Origin of the sequence: Amycolatopsis sp. CFH S0740 (assembly GCF_004522315.1) — a bacterium.
Classification (GTDB): Bacteria; Actinomycetota; Actinomycetes; order Mycobacteriales; family Pseudonocardiaceae; genus Amycolatopsis; species Amycolatopsis nivea.
This window is the reverse complement of sequence record NZ_SDLS01000003.1, coordinates 165407-186295: the sequence shown is the minus strand read 5'-3', so window position 1 is coordinate 186295 and position 20889 is coordinate 165407. Positions and strand designations below refer to the sequence as shown.

17 protein-coding genes and 1 tRNA gene are annotated in these 20889 nt (G+C 68.2%); 6 read left to right on the top strand and 12 right to left on the bottom strand.

Going from position 1 to position 20889, the window contains the following annotated elements; translation table 11 throughout:
• Positions 1 to 21: 21 nt before the first annotated feature.
• A complete protein-coding gene (locus EIZ45_RS07100; protein WP_134664623.1) occupies positions 22 to 351 on the top strand; it encodes a hypothetical protein in 330 nt (109 codons plus the stop codon).
• Positions 352 to 420: 69 nt separating this feature from the next.
• Here the strand turns inward: EIZ45_RS07100 and pknB are convergent, their stop codons facing one another.
• From pknB to EIZ45_RS07065, 7 genes are all read right to left on the bottom strand, one after another.
• Positions 421 to 2412 (bottom strand): Stk1 family PASTA domain-containing Ser/Thr kinase, encoded by a 1992-nt coding sequence (gene pknB, locus EIZ45_RS07095; RefSeq protein WP_134664621.1) that lies wholly within the window; start codon positions 2410 to 2412, stop codon positions 421 to 423.
• Positions 2409 to 3653, bottom strand: coding sequence for a serine/threonine-protein kinase (locus tag EIZ45_RS07090; protein WP_037809201.1), 1245 nt, complete (start codon positions 3651 to 3653; stop codon positions 2409 to 2411). Before EIZ45_RS07090 ends, pknB begins: the two co-directional genes overlap by 4 nt.
• A gap of 3 nt (positions 3654 to 3656) precedes the next feature.
• Positions 3657 to 5120, bottom strand: coding sequence for a penicillin-binding protein 2 (locus EIZ45_RS07085; protein WP_134664619.1), 1464 nt, complete (start codon positions 5118 to 5120; stop codon positions 3657 to 3659).
• Positions 5117 to 6604, bottom strand: a complete 1488-nt coding sequence (locus tag EIZ45_RS07080; protein ID WP_134664617.1) for an FtsW/RodA/SpoVE family cell cycle protein — start codon at positions 6602 to 6604, stop codon at positions 5117 to 5119. The genes EIZ45_RS07085 and EIZ45_RS07080 overlap by 4 nt, the downstream gene beginning before the upstream one ends.
• Positions 6604 to 7980 carry a PP2C family serine/threonine-protein phosphatase gene (locus EIZ45_RS07075; protein ID WP_037809208.1) on the bottom strand — a complete coding sequence of 459 codons (1377 nt, stop codon included), beginning with the start codon at positions 7978 to 7980 and terminating at the stop codon, positions 6604 to 6606. Before EIZ45_RS07075 ends, EIZ45_RS07080 begins: the two co-directional genes overlap by 1 nt.
• Positions 7977 to 8438, bottom strand: coding sequence for an FHA domain-containing protein (locus EIZ45_RS07070; protein WP_037718919.1), 462 nt, complete (start codon positions 8436 to 8438; stop codon positions 7977 to 7979). Before EIZ45_RS07070 ends, EIZ45_RS07075 begins: the two co-directional genes overlap by 4 nt.
• A gap of 102 nt (positions 8439 to 8540) precedes the next feature.
• Positions 8541 to 9770 (bottom strand): DUF3662 and FHA domain-containing protein, encoded by a 1230-nt coding sequence (locus EIZ45_RS07065; RefSeq protein WP_037809472.1) that lies wholly within the window; start codon positions 9768 to 9770, stop codon positions 8541 to 8543.
• 130 nt (positions 9771 to 9900) lie between these two features.
• Between EIZ45_RS07065 and EIZ45_RS07060 the strand changes: the two genes are divergently transcribed.
• From EIZ45_RS07060 to EIZ45_RS07045, 4 genes are all read left to right on the top strand, one after another.
• A tRNA-Leu gene (locus EIZ45_RS07060) sits at positions 9901 to 9986 on the top strand.
• A 421-nt stretch (positions 9987 to 10407) separates the two neighbouring features.
• The gene (locus EIZ45_RS07055) at positions 10408 to 10833 is read left to right on the top strand and encodes a hypothetical protein (protein ID WP_134664614.1); all 426 of its coding nucleotides are present in this window, start codon (positions 10408 to 10410) and stop codon (positions 10831 to 10833) included.
• 20 nt (positions 10834 to 10853) lie between these two features.
• Positions 10854 to 11312: a hypothetical protein gene (locus tag EIZ45_RS07050; protein ID WP_037809211.1), complete on the top strand. Its 459-nt coding sequence runs from the start codon at positions 10854 to 10856 to the stop codon at positions 11310 to 11312.
• 40 nt (positions 11313 to 11352) lie between these two features.
• Complete coding sequence (locus tag EIZ45_RS07045; RefSeq protein WP_134664613.1) at positions 11353 to 13407, top strand: hypothetical protein; 2055 nt, start codon at positions 11353 to 11355, stop codon at positions 13405 to 13407.
• Here the strand turns inward: EIZ45_RS07045 and EIZ45_RS07040 are convergent.
• Positions 13369 to 14901 (bottom strand): hypothetical protein, encoded by a 1533-nt coding sequence (locus tag EIZ45_RS07040; protein WP_134664612.1) that lies wholly within the window; start codon positions 14899 to 14901, stop codon positions 13369 to 13371. The two genes, EIZ45_RS07045 and EIZ45_RS07040, sit on opposite strands and share 39 nt — an antisense overlap.
• Positions 14902 to 15156: 255 nt before the next feature.
• Here EIZ45_RS07040 and EIZ45_RS07035 point away from each other — a divergent pair, with 255 nt between their 5' ends.
• On the top strand, positions 15157 to 17166 hold the full coding sequence (locus EIZ45_RS07035; RefSeq protein WP_167756364.1) for an NB-ARC domain-containing protein: 2010 nt from the start codon (positions 15157 to 15159) through the stop codon (positions 17164 to 17166).
• Here EIZ45_RS07035 and EIZ45_RS07030 read toward each other — a convergent pair whose 3' ends face one another.
• From EIZ45_RS07030 to EIZ45_RS07015, 4 genes are all read right to left on the bottom strand, one after another.
• Positions 17167 to 18744, bottom strand: coding sequence for a hypothetical protein (locus EIZ45_RS07030; RefSeq protein WP_134664609.1), 1578 nt, complete (start codon positions 18742 to 18744; stop codon positions 17167 to 17169).
• Positions 18745 to 18792: 48 nt separating this feature from the next.
• Positions 18793 to 19128, bottom strand: a complete 336-nt coding sequence (locus EIZ45_RS07025) for a hypothetical protein (RefSeq protein WP_037809218.1) — start codon at positions 19126 to 19128, stop codon at positions 18793 to 18795.
• Positions 19129 to 19164: 36 nt separating this feature from the next.
• Positions 19165 to 19899: a trypsin-like serine protease gene (locus tag EIZ45_RS07020; RefSeq protein WP_037809220.1), complete on the bottom strand. Its 735-nt coding sequence runs from the start codon at positions 19897 to 19899 to the stop codon at positions 19165 to 19167.
• A gap of 124 nt (positions 19900 to 20023) precedes the next feature.
• Entirely contained in the window at positions 20024 to 20782 is a 759-nt protein-coding gene (locus tag EIZ45_RS07015; protein ID WP_134664607.1) for a trypsin-like serine protease, read from the bottom strand.
• Between the last annotated feature and the right edge of the window lie 107 nt (positions 20783 to 20889).

The window sequence follows — 20889 nt, the reverse complement described above, 5'->3', positions numbered from 1 at the left end:
GGGCCCGGGAGGGGAGCATCCGTGACGGCAGGGATCGCCGCGATCACCGTGGACGGCTCAGCGGACGAGGTGCGGCACCTCGTTTCCTGGCTCGGCGCCGAGGACGAACTGGCCGGGCGCGTGCGGCTCGCCGGGCCGGGCAGCGGCGTGGTCGTGATGGTGAGCAGCCGGTCGGCGGGCACCTTCTGCCGGTCGCTTTTCGGCTGGCTGCACCGGCAGCGCGACGGACGGCAGGTGTCGCTCACCGTGAAGCGCTCCGGGGCCGTCGAAGAGCTGGACGTCGACTGCGGCGGCGGGCACGACGTCGACGAGGTGCTCGCCAGCGTGCGGAATTTCCTCGACCAAGACTGATCGGCCGGCGCGAAAAAAGGGCCCGCACGGTGCGCACCGTGCGGGCCCTCCTTATGCGCTGCGAGCGGGTCAGCCGCCGTTGTTGTTGCGGATCCCGCCCGGCGGGAAGATCCCGCCGGAGCTCGACGTCGGCGAGCCGCCGCTGCCGTCGTCCTCCTTGATCGTCAGCATGATCGGCTGGGTCGGGCTGATCTGGCTGCCTGCCTGCGGGTTCTGCTTCACCACGGTGTTGGCCTTGCCGCTGCCGGACGAGGTCGACTGCGTTTGGATGCTGCCCGACCAGCCAAGGCTCTGCAGCTTCTGCGTCGCCTGGTCCGAGGTCATCCCGGTCAGGTCCGGCATCTGGATCTGCTGCGGACCGGACGACACGGTCAGCTTCACCGTGCTGTTCGGGGGCAGGTTGCCGCCGTTCGGCTGCTGGTCGATGACCTGGTCCTTCGGCTGGTCCGAGGCCTGGTCGACCCGCTGGGCCTTGAAACCGGCGTTCTGCAGGATCTGCTTCGCCGTCGCGTAGTCCTTGCCGACCGTGTTCGGCACTTCCTTCTGGTTGACGCCGGACCCGACGACGATGTCCACCGGCGTGCCTTCGGTGGCCGAGGAGTTCGCGGTCGGGTTCTGCGACACGACCTTGCCGACGTCGTCCGGGGTGTCGACGGGCTGCGAGGTCGTGTTGCCGAGCTTCAGCTTGGCCTGTTCGAGCGCCGTCTTCGCGTCTTCCGCCGACTTGCCGTGCAGGTCCGGCACGGTGGTGTTGCCCGGCTTCTGCCCGACGGTCAGCGTGATCGTGGACGTGGTCGGCACCGTCTTGCCGACATCCGGGTCGATCGCGATGACCTTGCCGATCTGGTCCTCGGTGCAGGTCTGCCCGCCGGGGTTGCTCGCCTCCGGACCGCACACCACGTTCTTGTTCGGCGCGAACGACGAGAAGCCCGCCTGCTGCAGCGCCGCCTTCGCCTGGGTGACCTGCTGGTTGACCACCGGCGGGATCTGCGCGGTCTCGTTCTTGTCGCGGAACGATCCGCTCAGCCAGAAGATCAACAGCACCACACCCGCCACGAGCAGCGCGGCGATCACCCCGAAGATGATCCGGCGGCGGCGCTTGGCGCGCGGGTCCTCGTCCGGCTCGTCGGCGTAGTCGTCGTAGGCCACCGGCTGGCGGCGGTCGGCGTTCATCACCTGGGTGCGCTCGTCGTCCGACATCACCATCGGGGCCGACGGACGCTGCCCGGACAGCGTCCGGACCAGGTCCGACCGCATTTCGGCGGCCGACTGGTACCGGTTCGCCGGGCCCTTGGCCAGTGCCTTCAGCACGACCGCGTCGAGCTCCGGCGACACCGCCGGGTTCACCGACGACGGCGGGTTCGGGTCCTCCCGCACGTGCTGGTACGCCACCGCGACCGGGGAATCGCCGGTGAACGGCGGCTCGCCGGTGATCAGTTCGTACAGCACGCAGCCCGCCGCGTAGACGTCCGACCGGGCGTCCACCGACTCGCCGCGCGCCTGCTCCGGCGAGAGGTACTGGGCGGTGCCGATGACGGCCGCGGTCTGCGTCATCGCCGACTGGCCGTCGTGCATGGCGCGCGCGATGCCGAAGTCCATCACCTTGACGGCGCCGTTCTTCGTGATCATCACGTTCGCCGGCTTCACGTCGCGGTGCACGATGCCGTGCCGGTGCGAGAAGTCGAGCGCGGCGCAGACGTCGGCCATGACCTCCATCGCGCGCTTCTGCGACAGCGGGCCCTCGGTCTTGACGATGTCCCGCAGCGTCCGGCCTTCGACGTACTCCATCACGATGTACGGCAGCGGACCGACGTCGGTGTTCGCCTCGCCGGTGTCGTACACGGCGACGATCGCGGGATGGTTCAGCGCGGCCGCGTTCTGCGCCTCGCGCCGGAACCGCTCCTGGAACTGCGGATCGCGGGCGAGGTCCGCGCGCAGGACCTTGATCGCGACTTCCCGGCCCAGCCGCACGTCGTGCCCGTGGTGGACCTCGGACATACCGCCGTACCCGAGCGTGTCGCCCAGCTCGTACCGATTGGAGAGCAGTCTGGGTGTCGTCATCGCTTCGTGCCGTTCCATTCCGTCCAAGGTGTGGTCATCATGCCTTGCAGGCCCTGGGCCTCGCTCGTACCGGCCGGGGTGGCTGAGGTCGGTCCGCTCCCGCTGTCCACGCTTCGCGGCGGTCCTCCGTTGCCGGAGGACACCACTCTCGCGATCAAGAACGCCACGGCCACCAGGACCACGACGATGACCACCGCGAGCAGCACCCACCAGCCCCACTGGTTCCGTTTCGGCGGCGGGACCGGCGGACCGGGCGGGCCCGGCGGAGCCGACAGCGGCCGGAACGCCGGGTTGGAACTGGGTCCGACCGGGGCACCGGCCGCCTGCGGCACTGCGGGCGGAACCGGTGGCACGGGCGGTGCCTGACCTGCCGCGTAGGCGGCGTTGACCAGGCCGAGCGGGGTGGGCAGCGGGCGGCCGGCGCGGACCGCGGCGATCGCGCCCGCGAACTCGCCGCCGCTGGCGTAGCGCTGCCGGGGGTCCTTCACGAGCGTCGCCTCGATCACCGCCCGCGCGCCCGGCGGGACGTCCGGCGGCAGCGGCGGCGGGACGTCGCGGATGTGCATCATCGCGACCGTCACCGCGTTCTCGGACAGGAACGGCCGGTGCCCGGCGAGGCATTCGTACCCGCACACCGCGAGCGAATAGACGTCGCTGGCCGGTTCCGCGTCCTGGCCGAGCGCCTGCTCCGGCGCGATGTAGTGCGCGGTGCCCATGACCATGCCGGACCGGGTGACCGGGGCCGCGTCGGCGGCCTTGGCCACGCCGAAGTCGGTGATCTTCACCTTGCCCGCGGGGGTGACCAGGATGTTGCCCGGCTTCACGTCGCGGTGCACCAGGCCCTGTTCGTGCGCGGCCTGCAGCGCGGTGCCCGCCTGCTCGAGCAGGTCGAGCGTGTAGTCCGCGGTGAGCCTGCCGTGCTTGGCGAGGATGCCCGCCAGCGGATCGCCCTCCACGTACTCCATCACCAGGTACGCGATGGACAGGTCCTCGTTGACCGTCTCGCCGTAGTCGTGCACCGCGGCGATCCCGGCGTGGTTGAGCGAGGCGGTCATCCGCGCCTCGGTCCGGAAGCGGTGCAGGAATTCGGCGTCGCCGGACAGTTCGGCCTTCAGCACCTTCACCGCGACGATCCGGTCGAGCCGGGTGTCGCTCGCCTGCCAGACCTCGCCCATCCCGCCGACGGCGATCCGGTTCGTCAGCTTGTAGCGCTCGGCCAGCAGCTGACCCGAGGACAGCATCGGCTATCCACCCCCGAGCCGGGCGGCGATGGCGGCACGGCCGATCTCGGCGGCCACCGAGCCGCCGGTCGCGGCGAGACCGCGGTTGCCGCCGTTCTCGACGATGACCGACACGGCGATCTGCGGGTTGTCCGACGGCGCGAACGCGGTGTACCACGCGTGCGGCGGGGTGTTCTTCGAGTCGGCGCCGTGCTCGGCGGTGCCGGTCTTCGACGCGATCTTCAGCGCGTCGTTCTTGCCGCCGCCCTTGGTGAAGGACTCCGACGCGATCATCATGTCGGTGAGGATCTTGTCGTTCTCCGGCGACAGCGCGGGCTTGCCGGTGAGCTGCTCCGGGTCGACGTTCTCGACCGTCGACAGGTCCGGGGCCAGGATCGACTCGATCAGCTGCGGCTTCATCGCGTAGCCGTTGTTCGCGACGGTCGCCGAGAGCAGGCAGTCCTGCAGCGGGGTGAGCCGGACGTCGCGCTGGCCGATGCCGCTCTGGTAGAGCGCGCCCGGCGAGTCGAGTGCGCCCACGGTCGAGCCGACGACTCGCATCGGCACGGTCAGGTCGTTCTGCCCGATGCCGAAGTTGGTCGCGGCCGCCTTCATCTTGTCCGCGCCGAGCTGGCCGGCGAACGTCGCGAACGGGACGTTGCACGAGTGCGCCAGCGCGTCCTTGAACGTGTTGCCGGGGCAGGTTTCGCCGCCGTAGTTCTCCAGCGTCGTGTTCGTACCCGGCAGCTGCACGTTCGGCGCGGTGCTGATCTGGGTGTCCGGGCCGATCCCGCTCTCCAGCGCCGCGGTCGCGGTGACGATCTTGAACGTCGACCCCGGCGGGTAGTTCTCCGAGATCGCCCGGTTCAGCATCGGGTTCTTCGGGTCCTTGGAGTAGGCGTCCCAGGCCTTGTTCTGGTCGGTGCCGTGCGTCGCGAGCTGGTTCGGGTCGTACGACGGGGTCGAGACCATCGCCAGGATGCGGCCGGTCTTCGGCTCCATCGCGACCACCGCGCCGGTGTAGCCGCGCTGCGTCATCAGGTCGTAGGCGGCCTTCTGCACCTTCGGGTCGATGGTGAGCTTCACGTTGCCGCCGCGCGGATCGCGGCCGGTGACCATGTCCGACAGCCTGCGCACGAACAGCCGCGGGTCCGACCCGTTCAGCACGTCGTCCTCGGCGCGCTCGAGCCCGCCCGCGCCGTAGTTGATCGAGTAGTACCCGGTGACCGGGGCGTACATCGGTCCGTCGGCGTAGGTGCGGAAGAACTTGAACTTGTCGGTGGAGGGCTTCACGCCGGCGAGCACGGTGCCGTCCGGCGTGACGATCTGCCCGCGCTGCCGGGAGTACTCGTCGTAGAGCACGCGCTGGTTGCGCGGATCGGTGCGGTACGTGTCGGCCTTGATGACCTGGACGTAGGTGATGTTGGCCAGCAGCAGCACGATCATCGCGAGCATCGCCATGCCGACCTTGCGCAGGGGGGCGTTCACGCGGTCCTCCCGTTCGGGTCGCCTTCGGCGGGCGGACGCCGCACCATGACGGTGTGCGCCTCGGCGATCGGAGCCTGCGGCTGCTGCGGCTTCGGCCGGGAGGCCGGCCTGCGCGCCGCGTCCGAAATGCGCAGCATCAGGGCGACCAGGATGTAGTTCGCCAGCAGCGAAGAGCCGCCGTAGGACAGGAACGGCGCGGTGACGCCGGTTTCCGGGATGAGCGCGGTGACGCCGCCGACGACCACGAAGATCTGGATCACGATGGTGAAGGCGAGCCCGCCGCCGAGCAGTTTGCCGAACGTGTCGCGCACCGCCAGCGCGCTGCGCATGCCGCGCATCGCCAGCAGCATGTACAGCATCAGCACCGCGGCCAGGCCGATGAAGCCGAGCTCCTCGCCGATCGCGGCGGTGATGAAGTCGGTGCTCGCGGCGGGCGGGATGTCCGGACGGCCGGCGCCGAGCCCGGTGCCGCCGACGCCGCCGGTGCCGAGCCCGAACAACGCCTGTGCGAGCTGGTAGCTGCCGCCGAGCACGTCGTAGCGAGGGCCGAGCGGGTCGGTCCAGTTCTCGACCCGCTGCTGCACGTGGCCGAACAGGTTGTAGGCGATGACGCAGCCGCCGATGAAGAACGTCAGCCCGACGACGACCCAGATCGCGCGTTCGGTCGCGACGTAGAGCATCACCAGGATGATGCTGAAATACAGCAGCGACGTGCCGAGGTCCTTCTCGAACACCAGCACGCCGATCGCGACGGCGGCGGCGATCAGGATCGGGCCGAGGTCACGGGCGCGCGGCAGCTCCACGCCGAGGAACTTCTTGCCCGCCACCATGAACAAATCGCGTTTGGACACCAGGAACGACGCGAAGAAGATCATCAGCAGGATCTTCGCGAACTCGCCCGGCTGGATCGAGAAGAACGGCAGCTTCAGCCACACCTTCGCGCCGCCCGCCTCGGACAGGCTGGCGGGCAGCACCGCGGGCAGCGCGAGCGCGCCGAGCCCGACCAGTCCGGCGATGTAGCTGTAGCGGGTCAGCGTGCGGTGGTCGTTGACCACCACGAGCACGATCACGAACAGCACCAGCGAAACCGCGGTGAACAGCAGCTGCTTGGTGATCTCCGGCGAGTACTCCTTGCCGCGCTGCATGAACGATTCGGCCTTCGCGAGATCGAGCCGGTGAATCATCACCAGCCCGATCCCGTTGAGCAGCGCGACGCACGGCAGCAGCACCGGGTCGGCGTACGGGGCCCACCGGCGCACGGCGAGGTGCGTCGTGGCGAGCACGCCGAGGTAAGCGAGTCCCACCCACAGAATCGAGAGCGTCAGCTCCTGCTCCTGGTTGGCCTCGACGATGACCAGCGCGAGCGTGACGATGCCCGCCGCGAACGCCAGCAACGCGAGCTCCGTGCCCCTGCGTTTGGGGAGGTCTCGCGGCGGATTCGTGGCGAACTGGGCGGACGTCGGGTCGGCCAGCGGCTGGCCCATCAGTTACCGCCCCCCGTCGGCGGCGTACCCGCCGTCGAGCAGTCCCTCCCCGCAGGCTGGTTCGCCGACGAAGGCGTGCCCCCGGGAGGCGCCACGCTGGACGAGGGCGCGCCCGACTGCGGGGTGCCCGGAGGATTGGCCGGCTTGCAGTCCGACAGCTTCTTCTTGAGACGCAGGAAATCGTCGATGTACTTGCGCGCGTCGTCGAGGCTTTCGCGCTTCACGCCGTTCTGCACGGCGATGCGCGCGTCCTCCTGCAACGCGGAGACGCGGAGCTTGTCGGTGCACAGCTGGCCCGGCGGGCACGAGCCCTGCTCGAGCGAGTGCAGGTCGATGCCGAGGATGCTGCCCGGGACGCCGCGGTAGATCACGACCTCCTGATCGGGGCCTTCTCCGACGTAGTACTGGCTGAGCACGAAGTATCGAGTCGCGATCGCGGCGGCGCCCAGCACGATCAGCACCACGACCGCCCCCACGAGCCAGCGGAACCGTTTCCGCCGTTTCGCTTTCGGGTCTTCCGGCGGGGGCTGCTGCTCCGGTCGCGGCTGCGGCGGCGGCTGGGTCAGCGCGCGCGCCCTCGCCGCCGGGGAATCCCCCTGATGCATCTCGTCGCTGCCGTCGCCAGCCGCGCCGCCCACGATCGGGGCGTCGTCGCCGAAATCGACGTCGACCACGTCGGCGATGATGACGGTCACGTTGTCGGTGCCGCCACCCTTGAGCGCCAGCTCGATCATCCGGTCGGCGCAGTCCTGCGGGTCCGGGATCTGCACGGCCTCGGCGAGCGTTTCGTCGCTGACCATTCCGGACAAACCGTCGGAGCAAATCAGGTACCGGTCACCGGGACGCGCCTCGCGCACGGTCAGGCTCGGCTCGACCTCGTGTCCGGTGAGCGCCTTGAGCAGCAGCGACCGCTGCGGGTGCACCGCGGCCTCTTCCGGCGTGATGCGGCCCTGTTCGAGCAGTTCGTTGACGAAACTGTCGTCGCGGGTGATCTGGGCGAACTGGCCGCCGCGCATCAGATACGCGCGCGAGTCGCCGACGTGGACCAGACCAAGTCTGCTTCCCGCGAACAGGACGGCGGTGAGCGTGGTGCCCATGCCGTCCAGGTCGGGGTCCTGGGAGACCAGTTCGGCGATCGCCGCGTTGCCGTTCTGGACGGCTTCGCGAAGCTGGGCGAGCAGGTCGTCGCCCGGCTCGTCGTCGTCGAGCGGGGCGAGCGAGGCGATGACGACCTTGCTGGCCACCTCACCTGCGGCGTGCCCGCCCATGCCGTCGGCGAGCGCGAGGAGACGCGGGCCGGCGTACACGGAGTCCTGGTTGTTGGAACGCACCAGGCCCCGGTCGCTGCGGGCCGCGTAGCGGAGGACGAGAGTCATGGGCGAAGCTCGATCACCGTCTTGCCGATCCGGATGGGGACTCCGAGCGGGACCCGGAGGGGTGCAGTGACCTTAGCCCGGTCGAGGTAGGTCCCGTTCGTCGAGCCCAGATCTTCCACGTACCAGTCCTCCCCGCGCAGCGCGATCCGGGCGTGCCGGGTCGATGCGTAGTCGTCGTCGAGCACCAGCGTCGAGTCGTCGGCCCGGCCGATCAGGATCGGCCGCCCGTCGAGCGCGATGCGGGTGCCCGCGAGGGCCCCGTGCGTCACGAGCAACTGCTGCGGGGCCTTGCTGCCCCGCGGCTTCTTCTCTTTGTTGCGGCGGAAGGACGGCACCTGGACCCGAAGGCCCGACGCGGCGTAGAGGTCCGAGCGCACGACTCGGAGCGCGGCGAACACAAAGAGCCAGAGCAGCACGAGAAAGCCCACTCTGGTGAGTTGAACGACCAGCTCTGGCACTTGTTGTGTCCGCTCCCGCCTGTGCCTGCAAGCCGCGGCGCCACGCGCACCGCGGTTCCCCCCGCATGACAATTCTGCGGGAACCCCGTGGACGGTCTGCGATCAGCCCTGGGTTCGGAACACCAGAGACGAATGACCCACCCGGATCACGTCGCCGTCCGCCAGCTGCCACGTCTGCACCGGAGTGCCGTTGACCGTGGTCCCGTTGGTCGACCCGATGTCGGCGAGCGTCGCGCTCTGCCCGTCCCAGGTGATCTCCAGGTGCCGCCGCGAAACGCCGGTGTCCGGAAGCCGGAAGTCCGCGTCCTGCCCGCGGCCGACGACGTTGCCGCCCTGCTTCAGCGAGTAGGTGCGGTTGGAGCCGTCGTCCAGCTGGAGGCTCGCCTGAAGCTGCCTGCCCGCGGCCGGGGCGCCCTGCTGCGCGTACGGGTCCTGCCCGTAAGCCGCCTGCGGCTGGCCGCCGTACTGGTCGTACCCGCCCTGCTGGCCGTAACCCTGGTCGTAGCCGGCCTGCGGGGCCTGGCCGTAACCCTGGTCATAGCCCTGCTGCGGCTGCCCGTAACCCTGGTCGTACCCGCCCTGCGGAGCCTGGCCGCCGTAACCCTGGTCGTAGCCGCCCTGCTGGCCGTAACCCTGGTCGTAGCCCTGCGCGGGCGGCTGCCCGCCGTAGCCCTGGTCGTACCCGGGCTGCGGAGCCTGTCCGCCGTACTGGTCGTAGCCCTGCGCGGGGGGCTGGCCGCCGTAGCCCTGGTCGTAGCCCTGCGCGGGAGGCTGGCCGCCGTAACCCTGGTCGTACCCGGGCTGCTGGCCACCCTGCTGTCCGTAGCCGTACTGGCCCTGCTGGCCGTACGGGTCACCCTGGTCGTATTGGCCGTAGCCGGGGGGCTGGCTCATTGGTGGGTCTCCTGCGTTGCTGGGTCGTGCCGACCGTGACGGCCCTTCTCCCGCAGTGTCGCGGGCGTCGGGATCGACGGACGAACGGGTCTTGAACTGTCCAGTATGCAGCGCCTCGTTGCGCTCGAGTGATACGACGACGTCACCATAGGTGTCCCAGCCCTGCGCGGCGAGGTGTTCCGCCACCGCCCTCGCGAGAACCCCGGTGACCCGCTGCTCATCGCCGGCCATGCGATCGTGGTCAGCCGCCCCCAACGACACGATGTAGTGATTCGGGGCGAGCTGCCGACCGCCTGCCAGCTCACGAACGTTCTCCTCGCCTTCCCTCTCGAGCGCAACCGCCACTTCCTGCGTGACGACGTTGCCGCCGAACATGCGCGCGAAAGTATTCCCCACCAGGTTCTCGAGTCGCCTGTCAAAGCGCTCAACGCGACCCACCGGGGACAACCTCCTCACACGTGTGCTTCCGCATCGATCCTATCCGGGGGAGGAAGGGTTGGGCATGCCCCCGGTGAAACCCGTCAGAAGGCCCTGCTAAGCTTTGCTGGCTGCCTCAAGGAAGCAACTCGGGCGAGTGGCGGAATGGCAGACGCGCACGGTTCAGGTCCGTGTGTCCGAAAGGACGTGAGGGTTCAACTCCCTCCTCGCCCACCATGGTCAGAGCCCCAGCCGCTTGCGCGACTGGGGCTCTTTTCCGTTGTCGGTCGTTCCCTTGCCCAGGGGCCGAGCCCCCGGACCCCCGCGGTGCCTTTGGTGCGGTTGGCGGGCATGGCCGGTTTCGACGGGGCCGGTTGGGTGGGCTGGTTGGTTGGGTTGGGGTGTGGGCCAGGGCACATTTTGTGTGCTTGGGGTGGGGGCGGAGTTCGGGTTTCGGGGTTGTTGTGTTGTAGCGTTGGGTGGTTCTTGATTACGGACAGCTACCGTGCTCAGGTCTGGGGAGGGCTTGGTGGGTCCTTATTTGTATGGAGCGTTGTCTGGGCGGTGGCTTCCTCCTGCTTTGGTCAGGAAGATTCGTGGTGTCACGATCCCCTGGGGTTGCGCGAGTGCCGGGATCGGCTTGCTCATGGTTGTCGCGGTGCCCGTGTTCGGCTACCGCCTGCCCACGTCCTACGACGTGACAACTCCGCTGACGGTTGTCCTGGGGATCATCGCGGGGTGTTGCCTGATGCTTTCCGGGGTCGGCCTGATGGTGTCGCGTACCTATTTCGCGGCTGGGCAACTTCGGTACCGCAAGGAGTACACCGTCCTGGGAGTTCAGCTGGGGACGGCAATTCCCGGATGGCTGGCAACCATCGGATTCGTTTTCTGGTACGTCATTATCGTGACGACGTCCGGCGGCTACTCCGGAGTCGGACAGCTGCACTTCACCGCGCCCATCGTGCTCTACCTGAGCATCCCGGTCGTCGCGGCGCTCCTCAACTCCGTCAACTTGATCATGGTCTTTTTCCTTTTCTTCCCCTCGCCTCGCAGGCTGAGTCTGTACGGTTCCAAGGCGGCATAACCGAATCGGACGGATGACTGATGGGCCAGGATTTGGGCTCCCGGGTCGGGCAGTACTTCGAGGGCGCCTGGCGGGAGCCCGTCCACGTCGTGGTGCTCGGCCGGGTCAAGGCGGGGCGTGATCGGCGGAAGCGGGCTGATCGGTCGCTGGGGTGTGTCGCGGAAGCGGTCCTCGAAATTCTCGCCAATATCGCCTGGCCATTCATGGTGCTTTGGGAGTTCGTGACAGTTCCCAAGCGCCGCCGGAAACCGGTGGCGGTGCCCAGTGGGCCAGCGCGCGGACAGGCGTTCGAAGCGGCTTCGATGTTGAAGGGGCGAAGCGGCGAGATAGCCGTGGTGCGCGGGGCGGCGCGGGTCGCGTTGGTCGAGATGGGGGAAGCCGCACCGGTGGTGGTGTGGCAGGGGACTGCGCAGTGGAGTCCTTCGCCTGCCTGTTTGTACTGGGAAGACGGCTCGATGTTGATGCTTGCTCCCCGGTGAATCGGTAAGCTTGCGGTGACTCGGGGTGAGGGGCGGACTAGTGCACAACGAAGTCAGATCGGTCGACGGCGGCAGTTCTCTCGTGCAGGCGCAGTACATCGGCACGGTCAACCAGCAGCTGCCCGGACCCGAACGGGTGGTGCCGCACGAAACGCCACGAGCGCTGCGGCGATTGGTCGGGCGAAACGAACAAATCGAGGCCTGTCTTGCCGATCAGCGTGTACCGCTCGTCGTGTTCGACGGATTGACTGGGGTCGGTCGGCGCGCGTTGGCCCGGTATGTCGCTGAGCAAGTAAAGGATCGCTATCCCGGCGGGGCCTATTACACGGATTACGCGACGCACACGGTCGACGGTGAGTCGGTGATTTCCGCGGCCCTGCGTTCATTGCTGCGCCGCGACGGGGTCCGCGACGAAGTGATGCCCGCCGAACCTGGGTTGGCGAGTCTGTGGCGAAGCCGGTCGTCCGGGGCGGCTGCCGTGCTGTTGCTCGAGAACGTCACGGAATCCGAGCAGTTTCTTCAATTGATGCCTGGTGGACGGGATTGGCTGGTGCTCGTCGCGGGCCGCGTGGAGTCGCGGCTTGAGGTGCGCGAGGTCGGCGGCGAGACGATCCCCGTCGAGCCGCTTGACGACAAGCAGGCTGCTGAGTTGTTTCACGAGCTGAGCGGACTGGACGCGGACCCAGACGATCCGGTGGTAGCCGAGATCCTCGGCTACTGCGGCGGATTGCCGTTGGCCCTCCGGAACGCCGCGACGCTCGTCGTGGTCGGGCGGTGTCCTTCGTTGCCGGAGCTGGCTGCCCGGCTTCGGCGTTCACGCGCCGAGTTGATGCGATCCGACCGCGGGCCGAACAAGGGGAACCCGGTGTTCGAAGCGACGTACCAGGAAGCGACCGAACCTGCCCAGCGCGCATACCGGTTGCTCGGCGCGTACCCGGCGATCGACTTCACCCCGCCGGTCTTCGATCTGCTGATCGGGCTGGACGAGGCCACGTCGAGGGACATTCTCGCCGAGTTGGTCCTGCTGAAGGTGCTCCAGGAAGAGCACGGCCGGTACTCCATGCATCCGCTCGTCCATGACCACGCGGCATCCCTTTCGGGACTGGACGACGAGGAAACGCACGAGGCGCTCGCCCGGGTGGTGCGCGGGTTCCGCAACGCCGCCTACTACGCGGACGCGGCGATGATCGGCGTGGAGCGGTACCGGGTCGCGGACGCGCCGGAGATCGCGGACCCCTTCAGCGGCGATCGCCGGGCCAACGGACTGGCCTGGTTCGAGGAGAACCGGCGCGCGCTGCACGAATTGCTGCCGGTGGCCGAGAAGATCGGCCTGGTCGACGAGATTTGGCAGATCGCCGAGTCGCTCGCGGCCTACTACTTCGATCGCAAGCGGCAGGCCGATTCGCTCAGCAGTCTCCGGCACGGCATTAAAGCCGCGGAAGAGGCCGGTAATCGCGCGGCGGAGGCGCGGTTGCGGAGTCTGGCGTCGCGTCCGCTGACGGATCTCGAGCAGTTCGAGCAAGCCGGGGACTTCGTGCGACGTTCGATCGAGCTGGCGGATCAGGACGGGCACCTCGTGTTGCGGGCCTCGGTGCGAGAGTTCGCCGGTCGATACCACGATTTGACCGATCAACCGGAGCTGGCGCAGCAGAGGTACCGCGAGTCGATCGAGTTGAACGAGGCGGCTGGGGAGGCGCGGGGAGAGGCGCTGAGCCGGATGTTTCTCGGCCAGTCGCTCGGCGATGCGGAGGGCCTGCGTGAGTTGGAAACAGCGCATCGCGCGTTCGGCGAGCTTGGCGACAGTCGCTCGGCTGCGCGCGCCTTGCTGATCACCGGTCAGGTGCGCGTACGCACTGGGCTGCCGGGCGGCGTTGACGCGTTGACCGCGGCGGCGGAGGCTTTCCAAACGAGCGGGGCGACTTTCTACGAGGCCCAGGCTCGGGAGGCGCTGCACGGTGCGCTGGTCGTGGAGAATCCGGTGGAGGCGCGCAGTCACCTGGATCGGGCGATTCAGCTGTATCGAGAACTGGGCAGCCCGCGGGCGGAGAAGCTGGCGTCAGAAAACGACGGTGGTCTCGACGGAGCCGAGTCGTAGGGACAACGGACGCCCACCCTCTCGACTGGTCGCCAGACACGCGTGCAGCGTCGAAGCCAGTGCGGCGACGTCAGCTGAGCCGGTGACGGTGAACATCTCGCCGTCCCTTGTGCGCGCGACACATCCGTCCGGGACGGCGGCCGCGGCCAGCGTGCAGGCAGGATGGAGCCGCAATGCGTTGGCACACCAGTCTTCTGGTGCAGGACGCAGTGCGGTTCTGGTGAGCACGGTGGCGTTGCCGATCCGGCCGAGGTTGTCGTCGCTTTCGTCGGCGACTACGTGTCTCAGTCTGGTTGAGGCCCGCTCGACGTCGGGTCGCCATTCTTCTACCGAGCGGGGAAACCGGTGCAAGGTAAGGGAATCCGGGCCGGTGAACTCTGGGTACGCGGTGAAAGCGAGCGGAATGATGGGATTCGGTTCCGGGTCCGGTGCGCGAAGGAGTTCGAGCGGACGGGGTTCGAGATCCGTCAGACGGAGTACGAGCGCGTGCAGTTCCGCCGTTGCTCCGTGCGGGTTCGCAAAGGTGCGCTCAGCGAGATCCTGCTGCCACGGCTGGGTTTCGGCCTCGTCGATTTGGTCACGCAACGGCCGGTCCCAGGTGAGCCGGGACGCGTGCTGACCGAGCAGTTCGGCGCTGGTGCCGGGCACGACCTCGCTGCCGAACGTGCCAAGCAGCAACGGCCGTCCCGTCGCGGCGGCCAGCAAAGAGACCGATCCGTGGTCCCCGACGACGACATCCGCGGCGACGATGGCGGCTTGCCATCCGCGTTCCGGCGGGAGGAGGAGCAGCCCGGCGTCCTGGGCCGCGGCGAACCAGGACCGGATCTGGAACGGCCGGTAGCGCGACCAGACGTTGGGATGGAGCACGAGACCGACGGCCGCGGAGTCATAGTCCAGTGACGCCAGCAGCTCGGCCGGGAGCCGAGGACGGCGGCCGATCAACGAGGTCTTCCCCCAGGTAGAGCTGACCAGCACGAATGTGCGATCAGCCACGCCGAGCGCGGCACGGTAGTGCTCGCGGTGCGGTTCGCTCCGGAGAAGCTGCTCGAACTGCGGATCGCCGACGAGCACGGTCTTGCCGTCGGTCAGCGGGTCGGCGTCGCGCAACTGCTTCTGCTGGCTCGGATGCGACACCGCCATCAACACCCGCCCGGACCGCAGCGCGGCGGACGGGATCAGCCCGGAAAGCCGGGTGCCGGCCGAACCGGAGTCGGGAACGTACTTGTGGAATCCGACGCCGTGCGGAAGAACGAGAACCGGTCCGGAGACGTGGTCGAAATCGATGTTTTCGCTAGCCGTGATCGCGAGTGCGTAATGGAGCTCCGGAACGTTCTCCCACGGCGTGCAATGCGCTTCCGCGCGGGCCAGCAACTCCTCGACGCCCGAGCTGAACCGAGACCCGCGGTCGACCGTGAACGTGAAGCGAATCCGCTGGTCATCCTGAAACAGACGGCAAACCTCGAGCAGCTTGATCGCCGAAGTCCAGGTGCGCACGACCCCGAGCACGACGACCGGGTCGAAGGTCCGCCACCTGCTTTGCTGCTTTGCTGCTTTGCTGCTTTGCTGCTTTGCTGCTTTGCTGCTTTGCTGCTTTGCTGCTTTGCTGCTTTGCTGCTCAATTCAATTCTACCAAATCCGTCCTGGAATTCCTGGGCAGAACCTTACCCGGACCCGATCGTGGTGAAAGGCTGGACACGGACCGTGACGTTTCCGGTAGCCTGAGCCGGGATCAGCTGGGCGGGGGAAACGGTGAGCGACGGCAACTACTTCGACGGCGAGGCGGACAAGGTCTTCCAGGGGCGCGACGTGTACGGCGACGTGCACTTCCACGGGCCGCGGGAGCCCGCGGCGCCGGCGTTGCAGGTCCAGGCGCCCCCGGAGCATTACCGGAACAACGAGCGTCAGCTGGCCGCGCTCACTCGCATTCATGACGAGGTGCCGGACCGGGTAGCGATCGCGATCGTGCGAGGTGCGCCGGGCAGCGGGCGGACGACGCTGTGCGAAACCTGGCTGCACCAGCATCAGGACCGCTTCGACCGGTTTTACGACGTGCGCGTGGGCCACCGGGCCGGCGCTGATGTGCTGGCCGAGTTGCTGTCCAAGCTGGGTTACGGGCCGGACGAGATGCAGGCGAGTCTCGAGGGGCGCGCGGCGATGTGGCAGTCGCAGACCGCCAAATTCAAGGTCGCGTTGCTGGTCGACGACGCGTTGAGCGCGGCGGAAGTCAAGGCGCTGCTGCCGACGCATCCCGGCTCGTACGTGCTCGTAGTCGGGTCTGGGCTGGAGGCGCTGCGCGCCCGGTATTCCGCTCGCGAGGTCGAGTTGGAGCCGTTGAGCGATGAGGCGGCGCTGGGTGTGCTGGCGGCACTGGTGGGTGACGAAAAGCTCGCCGCGGAGCCAGAACAGCTGAAAGAACTGCTGCGGATCTGCGCGGGATCTGCCGCGGAACTCAACGTCGCGGGCGTGCTCCTGGCGCGGCCGGGTGCGACGGTGCGGCGGCTGGTCGGGCGGATCCGAGCGAAAGGTGCACTGGCCAGCGCGGTGTACGACGTTGCCTACGAGCAGATGGGCGAGCGTGAGCAAGCGGCGTACCGGATTTTCGGCGCGCATCCGGGCGACGGCACCGTTCGGCTGGAAACTGTGGCGGCGCTTCTCGCCCTCGACGAGTACGACACCGAGGACACCCTGCAGAAGCTGGTCTCTGCCAAGTTGATCGAGGTCATCGGGGGTCGCTACCGGATGTCCGAGCTGGCGCGCATGCACGCAGCGACGCTGGCCGGTGAGCTTTCCGACGCCGTGGTCGTTTACTACGCCGAGCACGGGCTCCGGATCGCGGAACGCGCGCTGTCTACTGGCTGGCCGAAGAAGATCTGGCCGGGCTTCACTCCGGTGCCAGCCAACGTGGATGCCTGGGAGTGGTTGTTCGACGAGCAGGGGAACCTGGCTGCCGCGGCGGAGGTCGCGTTGCAGGAGGGGGCGCACGAAAACGTCATCCGGCTGGCGAGGGCGTTGTGGCCGGTCTACAAAGACGGCGCTTACCCCGTCGAGCTGTTGGCGGTGAGCCAGGACGCGGTCCGGGCCGCGCAGGCCGCCGCGATGCCGCTTGCCGAAGGATTGGTCCGTACCCAGCTCGGGTTCGCTCAGCTGCAGCGGCGGGATTGGGCGGCGGCATTGGAGCAGTACGCCGCGGCGGCCGAGTTGGCCACGACGCCGGAGGAGCATGCGTCTGCGCTGGAGGCGCGCGGGCTCGCGTTCTTCGAGCCGGGGTTGATCGCGCAGCAGCAGGGGCGGCCGGACGACGCGGTTCCGTTGCTGGGCCAGGCGGAAGTCTGCTTTCGGGAAAGTCTCGAGCTTGCCGAGCAGATCGGTGATCCTCGTAGGCTCGCGTTGATCCGGATGCATCTGGCCAAGGTCGTGCCGCCGGAGGAAGCGGCCGTCTTGCTGGAGCAAGCGGAGCAGGGCCTGAAGGACGAACCGGGCAACCTGGTGAAGATCCGGCTGTGGCAGGGGCGGAAGCTGATCGAGGCTGGTTCGTACGAGGAAGGCGCGGCTCTGCTGGCCGAACTCGATGCCGCGGCGGAGAAGGCCAAGCTGCAGCGAGAACGTATCGCGGCGTTGCGGTCTCGGGCGGAGGCCGCGTTTGCTCGTGGCTACCGTGACCAGGCGAAGGCGCACGCGGAGGACGCGTTGGGCATCGCACAGCTGCACGGATTCACGGCCGAGGCGACCGATCTGCTGATCTGGATCGAACAGCTCTGACTATCCATAGTGGACAGTAAGTCGCACCTCGTGCTTGCGGCCGCCCGCGGTGTACGGAAGCTGTTCGGGGAAGTCGAGGCCCAGTTGGTCGCGCGTGTACAGCAGCGACGGCACGGCTTGTGGCAGGTCGGTGCCAGTGAAGGAGACGACCAGGCCGTCTCGGCTGCCAGCTAGCCAGCCTGGTCCGGCTGGGCAGGCGGCCCATTCGCAGCCGGGGAATTCGGCGAGGGTGACGGCGATCCAGCGGCCTGGGTCGGGAAAGCGGTCGCCCAGAATGATGTCGGCGCGGCGTAGCTGGCGTGGGTCGGGGGCGTCGACGTGGACGACTAGGTGAGCGTCGGTGGTGGCTCCGGCGAATCTGGTGACTTCGTCGCCGCGGATCCGGATCCACTGTGCGCCGGGTTCTGGGCGTTGGACGCGCGGCAGCGGGAACGCGGTGAATCCGGCTGGTTGGGCCGGGAGCGGGAGGTTGAGCGTGCGGTAACCGAGTTCGGTCAGCAACGCTGCGGATTGGCCGGGGACGCTGGTGGCGAGTTCGGTCGCGGAGATCAGGGCTGGTGGCTGGGTCGCGGTGCGCAGTTGGGCGGCCAGGTTTTCGTCGGTGAGCGCGGGGGCGGCGCGCAGCAGGGCGGCTACTGGGGAATCCGGATCGACGGCGTCGTATGGTGCGGCGGCCAGCAGGACTGGGGTGCCCAGACAGGCGGAGTAATACGTGACGGAGCCGTGGTCGCCGATGGTGACATCGGCGGCTACGGCGGCTGGTTGCCACAGATCTTCTTCCGGCAGGACGATTACGCCCGCTCGTTCGCATTCTCGCAGCCACATTTTCAGTTGCCACGGGTAATGGCCCTGGCCGATGTTCGGGTGCAGGGCCAGGACGACAGCGAATTCGTCCAGCGGCAGTTGCCTGGCAATCTGTTCGGGGAGGTCTGGACCGGAGCCGTACGACGAGAGTTGGCCCCACGTAGACGAAATCAGTACCAGGGTTTGTTCGCCGGTTACGCCGAGAGCTTGGCGGTAGGACTCGCGGAGTTCCCGAGCGTCGCGCAGGCGGTCCAGGCAGGAGTCTCCGGCGATGACGGCGTGGTCAGCGGCTTCCGGACAGTACTGCCGCAGCCGGGTGAGCTGTTCGGGGTGGGAGAGGACGTGATGTTCGGCGATCACCTCGCCGTTGTGCATCAGCCATTGCTCGGACAACCCGAAAACCGGTTTCCGGTTTGCGGTTTCCAAGAATTTATTATACCCCATTCCGTGCGGCAAAACCGTCAACGGAGCGCGCAATTTATGCAAATCCCCGCCGTAACTGGCCGCCAGCGCCCAGTCGAAGTCCTCCGTCACGACGTCTTCCCAAGGCTCCAGCGGGATCCCGCGCGCGGCGAGGTACTCCTGCGTCCCCCGGGTGAACGCGCTCGAATCCGGGCACGTGAACACCACCTGCACCCGGGGGTCCCCGGCGAACAGCGGCAGCACGTCCAGCAAGCGGGTCGCGGCGGTGACGTTGTGCACGACCGCCAGCAGCGTCCGTTCCGTGGGCACGGTGCGCCATCGGCGCGGCACGGGGTAAGACGACGACGGCACGGAGAGCGATCCTACCGATCGCGCTCCGTGCCGGTCGTCGGAAAAGGCTCAGAGGCTGATATTGCCTTGTACGTCACGCAGCTGGACGACCTTGGCCCCTTCGGCCACGGTGCCCACGTGGTTCGTCACCCCGCCGCTGCGTGCCTCCTGGTGCACCTCGAACTCGGTGCGCAGCGCCGCGCCGAAGTCCGGGTCCTGGCGGCTGGCCTCGTCGAGGCGTTCGGCCAGTGCGGTGACAGTGGCCGGGTTGTCGGGGGTGGCCGCCTCCAGTTCCGCGGTTGCCTTGCTGTTGCCGGAGAACTTGCGCTTGACCAGGTCATACAGCCCGGTCGCGGCCTTTGTGGCCAGCGCGGTGGCGACAGCGGTCAGGATCGGCTCGGGCATGCGACTCTCCTCAGGTCGGCGGCCCCTCCACCGTACTCACTTCGCGTGCTCGTCGATCCAGTCGGCGATCACATCGATGCGCGACGTCGTCTCCGCGCCGGTGTGCGGGCAGTCCGGGCCGTTGTTCTCGATCGAGATCAGCTTGCCGTCGGTGAAGTACGGCGCGCCCGTGTCGTAGGTGCACGCGCTGGTGGACGCTTGCGGTGCGACGCCGTGGATGCCGACTGTCGTGCCGCCGACCGACGAGATCTTCATGGTGCCCTGCTGCAACTGCTTGGACGGCACCGGATTCTGCGCCGTCCGGCTGCCCCAGCCCGCCAGCGTCACCTGCTGTCCGACGCCGGGCACCAGGTGGTTCACCGTGAGCGGCTTGACCTCGGAGACTGGGCTGTCGAGCTGGGCCAGCGCGACGTCGTTCGGGCCGGCTTGCAGGACCTGGGTGACCTTGCGCTGGACGCCTTTCTCCTTGGTCTCGTCGACCAGCCCCAGCGACACCGTCGTCGGGTACGGCACCGGGCCGGACACCCGGTTCTTGTTGGCGTCGTGGAAACAGTGGCCGGTGGTGACGATCCACTGCGGTGCGACGAGTGCTGCCGAACAGAAGCTCGAGTACGTGCTTCCGTTCGGCAGCGGGATTCCGGTCATGCTCAGCTTCGCGGCGAAGCCGAATTGGCCTGGCGGGACGTCAGAACCGTTGGCGACGGCCAAGGCCGGGCTCGCGGTGAGGATGGGCAGGAGTACTGCTGCGGAGATCGCGGCGCGGACGCGCATTCTGTCCCTTCGTCCGGGTCACCGGCGGACGCCGATGAACTCGGCCTTCCACGCTAACGACACCGTCCGCGATGCGGAATTCCCTTGATGGGCGACGAAAACCGACCGATCTCGCGACTTGTCCTCACTGGGTGTGCGAGGCGATCCAGTCCTTGAGGATGTCGACGCGCGCGGTCGTCTCCGGCGTGGAGTGGGGGCAGTCCGGGCCGGTCGACTCGACCGAGATGAGCCGGCCGGTGTTGTCGCCGTCGTCGACGAAGTACGGCGCGCCCGAGTCGTAGCTGCACGCGCTGGTGTCCTTCTTCGGCGAGACGCCGATGATGCTCGCGGTGGTGGCGTCCGAGCCGACCACCTGCATCTCGCCCTGCTGCAGCTTGTCCGACGGCTTCGGCGAAACCTCGGTCAGGCTGCCCCATCCGGCGAGCAGCACCTTCTGGCCGTTGGCCGGCGCGGCGGGCGAAACAGTCAGCGGCTTGATGTCGGTGACCGGCTGGTCGAGCTTCGCGAGCGCGACGTCGTTGACGCCCGCCTGCTGCACCTCGGTGACCTGCCGACGCTCGCCCTTGCCCGGCTCGTCGGTGGTCGCGCCGAGGAGCACCGAAGTCCCGTACGGCACCGGGCCGGAAACCGGCTTGCGGTTGACGTCGTGGAAACAGTGCCCGGCGGTGATGATCCACTGCGGCGCGATCAGGGAACCCGAGCATCCGCTCGAATAAGTGGTGCCGTCCGCGCGCGGGATGACGGGCATCGACAGCTTGGCCGCGAACGGATACTCGCCGGGCGCCACATCGTTGCCGTTCGCGACCGCGGACGCGGGAGCCGCGACGGCGAGTGCGGCACCGGCGGCGAGGAAGGCAACGGAAAGGGCAGCACGCAAACGCATGAAATATCCTCCGGAAGACGACTACTCAATGCGAACGTTAGGCGCCTTCCGGTTCCCCCGAAAGGGGGATCAGCCGGGGCTGCCCGTTCGGGCTTTCCCGGCTGCCC

Coding starts and splice junctions, on each gene's coding strand:
- EIZ45_RS07080 (WP_134664617.1), bottom strand. CDS start 6,604: ATGGGCCAGCCGCTGGCCGACCCGACGTCCGCCCAGTTCGCCACGAAT.
- pknB (WP_134664621.1), bottom strand. CDS start 2,412: ATGACGACACCCAGACTGCTCTCCAATCGGTACGAGCTGGGCGACACG.
- EIZ45_RS07020 (WP_037809220.1), bottom strand. CDS start 19,899: ATGCGCGTCCGCGCCGCGATCTCCGCAGCAGTACTCCTGCCCATCCTC.
- EIZ45_RS07015 (WP_134664607.1), bottom strand. CDS start 20,782: ATGCGTTTGCGTGCTGCCCTTTCCGTTGCCTTCCTCGCCGCCGGTGCC.
- EIZ45_RS07075 (WP_037809208.1), bottom strand. CDS start 7,980: ATGACTCTCGTCCTCCGCTACGCGGCCCGCAGCGACCGGGGCCTGGTG.
- EIZ45_RS07090 (WP_037809201.1), bottom strand. CDS start 3,653: ATGCTGTCCTCGGGTCAGCTGCTGGCCGAGCGCTACAAGCTGACGAAC.
- EIZ45_RS07050 (WP_037809211.1), top strand. CDS start 10,854: ATGGGCCAGGATTTGGGCTCCCGGGTCGGGCAGTACTTCGAGGGCGCC.
- EIZ45_RS07025 (WP_037809218.1), bottom strand. CDS start 19,128: ATGCCCGAGCCGATCCTGACCGCTGTCGCCACCGCGCTGGCCACAAAG.